This is a genomic window from Streptomyces sp. NPDC014656, from assembly GCF_043084305.1.
Classification (GTDB): Bacteria; Actinomycetota; Actinomycetes; order Streptomycetales; family Streptomycetaceae; genus Streptomyces.
Map to the genome: position 1 here is coordinate 756,428 of NZ_JBIBZN010000003.1, position 6,853 is coordinate 763,280.

Genomic DNA, 6,853 nt, shown 5'->3' on the forward strand with positions numbered 1-6,853 from the left:
CGTGGCGCGGCGCCGGGCGAGGGAGGCATTCCCTCATGAACCTGGAGAGCGATCCTCCCGTCGTCGCCGCCGTGGACGGCTCCGAGCACAGTCTCCGCGCCCTCTCGTGGGCGCTGGGCGCCGCCGAGGCACTGGCCGTGCCCCTCGTCGTGGCGCACGTCCGCTCCGAGGCCCTCCAGCTGGGTGCGGCCCGGATCGCCTCGCTGGGCGCGGAGCCGGAGCTGCCCGACACGGTCCTGGACGCGGTCCGGACCGTCGTGGAGGAGCGCGGCCACGCGGTCCCCGTGCGGTACGTCTCCCTGGACGGCGCCGTCACCGACGTCCTGCCCGAGGCCGCCCGGGGCGCGCGCCTCCTGGTGACGGGCTCGCGCGGCCACGGCGGCTTCGCCAGTCTCCTGCTCGGTTCCACCGGCCGGTCGCTGGCCGCCCGCTCGCCCTGTCCGCTGGTGGTGGTCCCCCACGAGGCCCGGACGGCGTCCCTGGACAGCGGCCCCGAGGCCGGCCGCGTCCTGCTCGGCCTGCACCCGGAGGAGACCCCGGACGAGGTGATCGACTTCGCCTTCGGGACCGCCGCGCTCCGCCGCGTCCCCCTGGAGGCCGTGACGGCGCTGCGTCTCCCGCCGACCCCGTCCGCACTGGTCGCCGCACCCTCCCCCGCCTTCCAGGTACCGCCTCCGCTGCCCCTGGCGGACGAGGGCGAGCAGCTGCTGTCCGAGGCCCGGCGGGAGCAGGAGGCCCGTCTGCGCCCCTTCGCCGCACACCGTCCGGACGTGGAGCTGGTGCGGACGGTGGTCCCGGGCGACGCGGCCGTCCTGCTGGTCGACGCCTCCGCGGACGCGGCCCTCCTGGTCGTGGGCCGGCACCACCGCCACCGCATCGCCGAGCTCCTGGTGGGTTCGGTGGCCCACGCGGTGCTCCACCACGCGGCCTGCCCGGTGGCGGTGGTCCTGCCGGCGGCACCTGGTAGACAGGGCGCATGACGCCCGACGTGTACGCCTCCGATCCCGCCGCCGCCTCCCGCAACACCCGCCCGCCTGCCCCGAGCGCCGCCCTGGGCGCCGGGATCGTCGTCCTGGACGGCGACGGCCGGGTCCTCCTCGGCCTGGACCACTCCGGCGTCTGGGAGCTTCCGGGCGGCGGGGTGGAGCCGGGCGAGTCGATCGAGGAGGCCGCGGCCCGCGAGCTGGCCGAGGAGACCACCCTGCGCGCCGGGCCGGCCGACGTGGAGGTCATCGGCCTGCTCCTCGACACGGTGACCTCCTCGCGGCTGACCCGGCTGACGGCGGCCACGGTGGTGCGGAGCTTCGAGGGGACCCCCGCCGTCGCCGAGCCCGCGAAGATCGCGCACTGGCGCTGGACCTCCCCGGACGAGCTGCCCCGGGCCCTCTTCCTGCCGTCCGCGCAGGTCCTCGCCGCCTGGCGCCCCGACCTGGCCCTCCCCCGGGCCCCCTTCCACCGCTACGGCCTCACCCGGCTCCCGCACTGAACCCGGCCGCGCCACCGCGCGGGCCGGGCCGGTCGTGACTAGCGTGGGCAAGGACCACGAGCCGCGCACCACGTCACCGACCGGAAGCGAGAGTCACGTCATGGCCGCACGACCTGAAGGCACCCCGGTCTGGACCGACGCGATGTTGACCGAGGACGAGGCCGCCAAGACGTTCTACGCCGACGTGCTGGGCTGGACCTTCGGCGAGGCGTCGACGGAGTTCGGCAACTACACCCAGGCGTACAAGGACGGGAAGGCGGTGGCCGCCGTCGTCCCGCCGATGCCCGGCGGCGACGCCCCGCCGCGGTCCGCCTGGTGTCTCTACCTCGCCTCGGACGATGTCGCCGCCACGGCGGAGAAGATCAGGACGGCGGGCGGCACGGTGCTGATGGAGCCGATGAAGGTGGGCGACTTCGGCTCGATGTGCATCGCCCAGGACCCGTCGGGCGTGACCTTCGGCCTCTGGCAGTCCGGCGTCCACCAGGGCTTCGAACTGGAGGGGGAGTCCGGCTCCTACGTGTGGGCCGAGGTCTTCACCCGCGAGCCCGGGAAGTCCGACGCCTTCTTCACGAGCGTCTTCGGCTACCGCACGAAGAGGATGACCGGCGAGGACATGGACTACAAGGTCTTCGACCTCGGCGCCGACCCGCTCCTCGGCCGCATGACGATGACCGCAGCCGACTTCCCCCCGGAGGTCCCGAACTACATCCAGGTCTACTTCGCCGTCGACAACTGCGACCTGGCGGTCGCCGCGGCCGAACGCGCCGGCGGGCGCAAGATCTTCGGCCCGATGGACAGCCCCTTCGGCCGCTTCGCCTCCCTCCTCGACCCGCAGGGCGCCGCCTTCGCGGTGATCGACGTCCGCACGACGGTCGGCGAGATGCCTCCCATGGAGTGACCCGCGGGGGTACGGGACCGGCGCGGCGCCCCGGCCGAGGGGCGCCGCGCCCTCCCCGTCCGCCCGGTCTCAGGTGGAGTCGCGCACGGCGATGATCCCGTTGAACACCCCGACGTAGGCGGTGCCGTCGGGCCCGAGCGTGACGGGCGCCCAGTTGTTGTCGTAGGCGAGCCCGGTCCCGGTGAAGCGCGAGAAGACCCGGTCTCCGGTGCGGAAGTCGACGGCCGTGAGGTACCAGGCGTCGATCCCGAGGGAGTTGGGCCGCTTCTCGTAGAAGTAGAGCAGCCCGTTGGCGGTGGAGAGCTTGGGCACGGTGGACGGCGACCGCACGTCGCTCTCCCAGACGACGTCGCACCCGCTGCCGTCGCCCCGCACGTCGATCCGGTTCGCCCCGCCGGTGACGCTGCGCCCGAATCCGAGCGACGAGGGGTTCTCGTACCCGTAGTTGTTCTCCACGACGAGGCTGTCGCCCCAGCTGATCAGGGAGTTGTCGGTGGTCGACGCCCCGGAGCGGAAGACCGGCACCTTGCACACGAGCCGCTCCGCCGTCGGCACGTCCGCTCCCCGCCGGTAGACGAGGACGTTCATCCGGTCGTCGGCGTTGTCGGTGATGGCCACGTACTGTTCGCGGCTGCCGAAGAGGTCGGGCGTGGTCCCCGAACCCTGGTTCACCGAGCCGGGCTTGGTCCCGGTCCCCCGGTCGTACTCCTCCCGCCAGACGGCCTGCGGGGTGCCGTCGTCACCGGCCCGGAAGGCGTAGAGCGCGTGGTCGGTGACGATGGAGACGCCGTCCTCGGCGACGGAGAAGGAGTTCTGGATCTCCTCCCCGTCGAGCTGGACCGCCCGCAGCGTCCCGGTGGCGGGGTCGACGGTGCCGACGCGCCCGAGGCGGGTGACCCACCAGATCCGCCCGTCCCAGTCCGGCATCACGGACGTGACGGGGTCGCACTCCCCGTCGGGGAACAGGTTGGTCCAGCTGACGCAGTCGTGCGGCACCAGCGGGGTGAGGTCCCAGTCGTCCTCGACGGTGAACTCCCAGCCGCCGTCGGCCTTCCGGCCGTGCGCGATCCGCAGCACGTGCTGCCGGGAGTCGGCGAGGACCACCCGGTCGCGGTCGTCCAGGTAGAAGTAGGCCCCTCCGGACGTGTCCTTGAAGATCTTCTCGAAGTCGAGCCGGGTGACGGCCTCGACGGTGGAGGACCGCTGCGGCAGCTTGTACTCGGCGAGGGTGTCCAGGCTGCGCGGGTCGAGGAGCTTCAGGAGGAAGCCGGTGAAGGTCCCGCAGACGGTGATGAGCCGCCCGCCGGCGTCGAAGGTGGCGGTCGCGCACTCTCCGCCGACGGGGGCGATCTGTTCACTGGTGACCCTCGGTTCCCGCCCGAGCGGCGCCGGATACGGGTGGGTCCCGCTGCCGGCCCCGTCGGCGTGCATCCCGCTGCGTCCGTTGGGGGCGAGGTACGGATGCTGGGCGGGCCCGGCGCCGGGCAGCGGCCTGGCGGTGGCCGGGGCCCCTTCGTAGTGTTCGACCAGCCGGTGCCCGAGGGCGAGCGGTATCTCGTCGGCCTGGGCGACGGGTGCCGATCCCGCCAGCAGCAGGGCGGAGAGGACGCCGGCGACGACCGCCGCGCGTCCCCGCCGTCGGGGTGGACGTGTGCTCAAGGCAGCTCCTAGGGATGCGTCGGACAGTCGCGCCGACCGCCGACGCTAGGCCCGCCCCCAGGAGAAGAGAAGCGAAGCGCCCCAGGCTTCACGAGAACGCAAAAATGCCTCAACCCCCGGACGGTGTCCGGGGGTTGAGGCTAAAAATTGTTCGGCGGCGTCCTACTCTCCCACAGGGTCCCCCCTGCAGTACCATCGGCGCTGAAAGGCTTAGCTTCCGGGTTCGGAATGTAACCGGGCGTTTCCCTAACGCTATGACCACCGAAACACTATGAAGTTGAACTCAACCGGATAGGGAGTTCGTTACTTCAGAACTAACACAGTGGACGCGAGCAACTGAGGACAAGCCCTCGGCCTATTAGTACCGGTCAGCTCCACCCATTACTGGGCTTCCACATCCGGCCTATCAACCCAGTCGTCTACTGGGAGCCTTACCCTCTCAAGGAGGTGGGAATACTCATCTCGAAGCAGGCTTCCCGCTTAGATGCTTTCAGCGGTTATCCCTCCCGAACGTAGCCAACCAGCCATGCCCTTGGCAGGACAACTGGCACACCAGAGGTTCGTCCGTCCCGGTCCTCTCGTACTAGGGACAGCCCTTCTCAATATTCCTGCGCGCACAGAGGATAGGGACCGAACTGTCTCACGACGTTCTAAACCCAGCTCGCGTACCGCTTTAATGGGCGAACAGCCCAACCCTTGGGACCGACTCCAGCCCCAGGATGCGACGAGCCGACATCGAGGTGCCAAACCATCCCGTCGATATGGACTCTTGGGGAAGATCAGCCTGTTATCCCCGGGGTACCTTTTATCCGTTGAGCGACGGCGCTTCCACAAGCCACCGCCGGATCACTAGTCCCGACTTTCGTCCCTGCTCGACCCGTCGGTCTCACAGTCAAGCTCCCTTGTGCACTTACACTCAACACCTGATTGCCAACCAGGCTGAGGGAACCTTTGGGCGCCTCCGTTACCCTTTGGGAGGCAACCGCCCCAGTTAAACTACCCATCAGACACTGTCCCTGATCCGGATCACGGACCCAGGTTAGACATCCAGCACGACCAGAGTGGTATTTCAACGGCGACTCCACAACCACTGGCGTGGCCGCTTCACAGTCTCCCACCTATCCTACACAAGCCGAACCGAACACCAATATCAAACTGTAGTAAAGGTCCCGGGGTCTTTCCGTCCTTCTGCGCGAAACGAGCATCTTTACTCGTAGTGCAATTTCACCGGGCCTATGGTTGAGACAGTCGAGAAGTCGTTACGCCATTCGTGCAGGTCGGAACTTACCCGACAAGGAATTTCGCTACCTTAGGATGGTTATAGTTACCACCGCCGTTTACTGGCGCTTAAGTTCTCAGCTTCGCAACCCCGAAAGGTCACTAACCGGTCCCCTTAACGTTCCAGCACCGGGCAGGCGTCAGTCCGTATACATCGCCTTACGGCTTCGCACGGACCTGTGTTTTTAGTAAACAGTCGCTTCTCGCTGGTCTCTGCGGCCACCCCCAGCTCAGGAAGCAAGTTCCATCACCGGTGGTGGCCCCCCTTCTCCCGAAGTTACGGGGGCATTTTGCCGAGTTCCTTAACCATAGTTCACCCGAACGCCTCGGTATTCTCTACCTGACCACCTGAGTCGGTTTAGGGTACGGGCCGCCATGAAACTCGCTAGAGGCTTTTCTCGACAGCATAGGATCATCCACTTCACCACAATCGGCTCGGCATCAGGTCTCAGCCTTGATGTGTGACGGATTTGCCTATCACACGGCCTACACCCTTACCCCGGGACTACCACCGCCCGGGCTGGACTACCTTCCTGCGTCACCCCATCGCTTACCTACTGTCACCTTGGTTCGCCGGCTCCACCACTTTCCTTTCCCCGAAGGGTCCGGAACGGCTTCACGGGCTTAGCATCAGCGGGCTCGGTATTGGGCGTTTCAAAGCGGGTACCGGAATATCAACCGGTTGTCCATCGACTACGCCTGTCGGCCTCGCCTTAGGTCCCGACTTACCCTGGGCAGATCAGCTTGACCCAGGAACCCTTAGTCAATCGGCGCACACGTTTCTCACGTGTGTATCGCTACTCATGCCTGCATTCTCACTCGTGAACCGTCCACAACTCGCTTCCGCGGCTGCTTCACCCGGCACACGACGCTCCCCTACCCATCACAGTCCCCGTTGGGGGTATGTACTGCAATGACACGACTTCGGCGGTACGCTTGAGCCCCGCTACATTGTCGGCGCGGAATCACTTGACCAGTGAGCTATTACGCACTCTTTCAAGGGTGGCTGCTTCTAAGCCAACCTCCTGGTTGTCTCTGCGACTCCACATCCTTTCCCACTTAGCGTACGCTTAGGGGCCTTAGTCGATGCTCTGGGCTGTTTCCCTCTCGACCATGGAGCTTATCCCCCACAGTCTCACTGCCGCGCTCTCACTTACCGGCATTCGGAGTTTGGCTAAGGTCAGTAACCCGGTAGGGCCCATCGCCTATCCAGTGCTCTACCTCCGGCAAGAAACACGCGACGCTGCACCTAAATGCATTTCGGGGAGAACCAGCTATCACGGAGTTTGATTGGCCTTTCACCCCTAACCACAGGTCATCCCCCAGGTTTTCAACCCTGGTGGGTTCGGTCCTCCACGAAGTCTTACCTCCGCTTCAACCTGCCCATGGCTAGATCACTCCGCTTCGGGTCTTGAGCGTGCTACTGAATCGCCCTGTTCGGACTCGCTTTCGCTACGGCTTCCCCACACGGGTTAACCTCGCAACACACCGCAAACTCGCAGGCTCATTCTTCAAAAGGCACGCAGTCACGA

4 protein-coding genes and 2 rRNA genes are annotated in these 6,853 nt (G+C 66.9%); 3 read left to right on the forward strand and 3 right to left on the reverse strand.

Annotated features, from left to right (window positions below; genetic code table 11):
- Nucleotides 1-35: 35 nt before the first annotated feature.
- From ACF1ED_RS10660 to ACF1ED_RS10670, 3 genes are all read left to right on the forward strand, one after another.
- A complete protein-coding gene (locus tag ACF1ED_RS10660; RefSeq protein ID WP_391758703.1) occupies nt 36-980 on the forward strand; it encodes a universal stress protein in 945 nt (314 codons plus the stop codon).
- Nucleotides 977-1,486, forward strand: coding sequence for an NUDIX domain-containing protein (locus ACF1ED_RS10665; protein WP_391758705.1), 510 nt, complete (start codon nt 977-979; stop codon nt 1,484-1,486). Before ACF1ED_RS10660 ends, ACF1ED_RS10665 begins: the two co-directional genes overlap by 4 nt.
- 100 nt (nt 1,487-1,586) lie before the next feature.
- Nucleotides 1,587-2,384: a VOC family protein gene (locus ACF1ED_RS10670; RefSeq protein WP_391758707.1), complete on the forward strand. Its 798-nt coding sequence runs from the start codon at nt 1,587-1,589 to the stop codon at nt 2,382-2,384.
- Nucleotides 2,385-2,453: 69 nt separating this feature from the next.
- On the opposite strand, the gene ACF1ED_RS10675 is transcribed toward ACF1ED_RS10670, so the two are convergent.
- From ACF1ED_RS10675 to ACF1ED_RS10685, 3 genes are all read right to left on the reverse strand, one after another.
- A complete protein-coding gene (locus ACF1ED_RS10675; RefSeq protein WP_391758709.1) occupies nt 2,454-4,043 on the reverse strand; it encodes a hypothetical protein in 1,590 nt (529 codons plus the stop codon).
- Nucleotides 4,044-4,192: 149 nt separating this feature from the next.
- Nucleotides 4,193-4,309, reverse strand: a 5S ribosomal RNA gene (gene rrf, locus ACF1ED_RS10680).
- Between the two features lie 72 nt (nt 4,310-4,381).
- Nucleotides 4,382-6,853 (reverse strand): 23S ribosomal RNA (locus tag ACF1ED_RS10685); the annotation flags it as partial.